The sequence below is a fragment of the Cognatundibacterium crateris genome (genome assembly GCF_010078235.1).
Classification (GTDB): domain Bacteria; phylum Pseudomonadota; class Gammaproteobacteria; order Burkholderiales; family Burkholderiaceae_D; genus Undibacterium; species Undibacterium crateris.
In genome coordinates, this window is sequence record NZ_JAABOS010000023.1 from 1 (window position 1) to 3,325 (window position 3,325).

Consider the following 3,325-nt stretch of genomic DNA (forward strand, 5'->3'; position numbering starts at 1 on the left):
AAGTTACCAGCGGTAGGAAATTTCCGGGCAGGTCACTGGCTTACTATAATCATGAAAGTATAAAACTAAAATTAAAAAGGCTGAGTCCTGTTCAATACAGAAATCAGCCCTTTTCCACGTAACGATCAAGCTGTTCAACCAAATGAGGTTACTTCATTTTTTTGTACTGGTTTAATAAAAATTCACATCAATATCAAACCGGGCAATCTCTCATTTTGCAAAAACTAACTGTCATATCAAATCGAAACTAATACAATCAAGCTTTAGTTTGCACAACTTCAAGTCAAATACTGTCATTTAAAACCTTGCAATCTTAATAAAAGTGACCTCCCCAACGTTTACTGGCGCACTCCCTTAAGGTTACTCGACTACGATGTAGTTTGACACGCACGTTTGGCTCAGATACTCCTAACATAATCGCAATTTCTGCTATTTTTAGGCCCAGATACTCACGCATCAAAAATATTCTTGCACTTTCTTCCGGCAAGGAAATCAAACACAATTCAACAATTTCAAACAATTGTTTTCTTTCAAGATGCCTTATTGGACAAACTTCGGACTCATAGGTAGAAGAGAACAATGGCGATTGCCCCATTGAAACATTGTCATCTTCAGACTCATAATTAGTTAAAGTACCACTAGAAAACGTCACTAACTCAGTTACTTTTGCATTTATTTTGTCAATTATTTTATATCTCAAAATTGCAAGTAACCACGTTTTTATTGAGGAATTCCCATTAAATGATTGCCATCCCTTCAATGCAGCTAGTATCGCATCTTGCACAACATCTTCAGCATCAATTGTTGAATTTAGTTGCAATTGAGCAATTCTTAACATTAACGCCCTGCTTGTAGTGACTGTCAGCATCAAATCATCAAATATGTTTGGGGGAATTTGCGTCGGACAATTGCAGTACTTCATCAATTTCACATCTATCCTCTAAGCTACACACTCTTTTTTTAAATTACTATTTATCCAATTATTAAAATTCGAATGGAGCATAAAACTACATTTGGGATAAAGAGGACCATTAGAGATAATATTCAACGTCTCTCTATGGTTTCTTGAGGGATTAAAGAAAAATTAATACTCTCTAATAAACGAAGCGACCCTACTCAACTCATTTGATTTATATTCATTATCTGGCTAGATTTACTAAATCCAGCCAGACATAAACCAATCACCCAATTAATGTATTTTAATTAACAATCCAATTTTGTTGCTCATATGCATGACATGCCCAAATATTTAAGTCATCTTCAACACACATGTGATCTAAATTTGGACGAACTACGACACGGCCTGACGTAGTAATTTTTTCGATTGTAAACTTTTGACCTGGCAAGCTTGTTGAACATGTTTTTGCAGTCAATGCACCACCCGCTGCAAACGTAGGACTATTCAAGCAATACGATCCATCACTGCTAGTTAAATTTTTACCACTATTTAAAGACAATGAAGCTTTTGGATCAGTACAACTTACAAGCGCCACACCTGAACTAGAGATTCCCAAGCATGTACCTGTTTTTGCATTTTTTAGATGGAGACTACCAACAGCTTGAGTCTGAGTATCACTAGGCTTCAACGTTATGGCACTGGCGCAACTATCTAAAATAGCATTGCCATTAGAGTCTTTAGATAAACAAGATTTAACCTTATTGTTTGAGCCATCTAAATATGTAAATTCAAACTTATTGGTTAGGTCGTTGTAATGCCATGCAGAGCTACTTTGAGGAGAAGTGAAATTAATTAGCTCAACTTTAGATTTGTTTGATAAGCTATTTGGATAAAGCACATATTTACTTGATGCACCTGCTACAACAGTTGAATTATTGGAAACCCAAGCTAGATTTGACTTCCCAATCGTCACTTGCAATGAGCTAGCTCCACAAGTACCAAAATTCAAACTAGCAACTCCTGTTGCATTTAAGCAAAGATTATTAGAATCCACGACGTTTCTTGCAACAAAATACTCCGACGAAGTAGCTGTATATTTTTTACAAGCCCAAGAATCAGGTTTAAATTGAGGTGCTGAAGCCGACGAATTTGATACATCACAAGGAGTACTTGTTATAAATGAAGAACCCCAATCAAATCTCCAATGCTCGTTTAAATCATTTTCCGTTGCCGAAGCAATACTGGACGACAAATTAGGTTCAAATGTATTTACATTATATGTTTTGAAATATTGAACAGAACTTGGATTATTTTTCGCATAATCAGAGAAGTAAACTAGTCTTGCGGCCATGATGTGATCAGGATGTTGTCCCTCTTTCCCATCATCATTTGGAATCCCGAATGGATCAAGCGAATAAACTTTATATGGGTTCAACCAGGTAAATAATTGATTAACTATACCTTGAACATTTTCCCAACTGTAAGAATTGTTAACACTGTAACCAGAAATTTTACTCGCAATGTTTATAGAGGTCGCATTACTGTCTGAGTAAAGTAAAGACGTTACGTTCCCAGCATTGGAAAGTGGGGTAGCGTTACTAGAGTTTGGAAGACCTAAGACTTGGATCTCAATAGTTTGCCCACTTGGATTGCCACCATTGATCCCTTTCGAAAGAATATATCGATTTATCAACTGCCCGTTGACCGTATCCCATGCATGCGTCAAGTAAATATTAAGTGTGTAGTTCGCAGAAAGCAACTTTGCATAAGTAGCAACTGCCCCGTCAATTCTACCTTGATAATAAAAAGGATCATTTGGGTTATATTCGACCGCACCTGTCAAAGTTGAAACATCAAATCCAGCATTGATATGTAAAACTTTCAGACAGTTTCCTGCTGCCAATTCATTTCGAATCTCGTCACCCATAAAATACCGATCGTCATCGGCATGTGCGATGAGAACCATCGCATCTTTTTTTGAGTTGCAATATGTTCGATCAATATATTTGGAACCAATAGATGACGGTGCTGGAAGAGATGTTGTTGATATTTGTATCGCCGAATTAATTAACGTTGGAGAATTTGAATATGGCAACGCAGAAATGCCAATAGCCTTTTCACTTAGGCTAACACCAATATCTTTTTTCTCTCCAGAAACTCCGCCCCCGCACCCTATCAAAGCAATTGAGGCAGCAACAGCTGGCAAATACTTGAATTTAAACATATGAATTCTCCGAATAAGTAGATTTATTTGTTAGGTAAATAAGCATATTCAATATATTCATAATCAATGAGATTGATTGTTTAAATTGTTTTATGGCGAACAATAAGAAATGAAATTTTAAATATTTAACATTCTGTTTAACAAAACTTAAATTTTTGGACCTTCAAATTGTAACCCTCCCGTAAAATCAAGCCATGCATAAC

3 protein-coding genes are annotated in these 3,325 nt (G+C 36.2%); 1 reads left to right on the forward strand and 2 read right to left on the reverse strand.

Features of this window, described 5'->3' with window-relative positions; translation table 11 throughout:
- A partial coding sequence (locus tag EYB48_RS18870; protein WP_162021923.1) for an IS3 family transposase occupies positions 1-122 on the forward strand: 122 nt, incomplete at its 5' end.
- A gap of 191 nt (positions 123-313) precedes the next feature.
- Here EYB48_RS18870 and EYB48_RS18875 read toward each other — a convergent pair.
- Positions 314-922 (reverse strand): sigma-70 family RNA polymerase sigma factor, encoded by a 609-nt coding sequence (locus EYB48_RS18875; RefSeq protein WP_235935304.1) that lies wholly within the window; start codon positions 920-922, stop codon positions 314-316.
- A gap of 277 nt (positions 923-1,199) precedes the next feature.
- Positions 1,200-3,122 (reverse strand): PIG-L family deacetylase, encoded by a 1,923-nt coding sequence (locus EYB48_RS18880; protein ID WP_162021925.1) that lies wholly within the window; start codon positions 3,120-3,122, stop codon positions 1,200-1,202.
- Positions 3,123-3,325 lie beyond the last annotated feature (203 nt).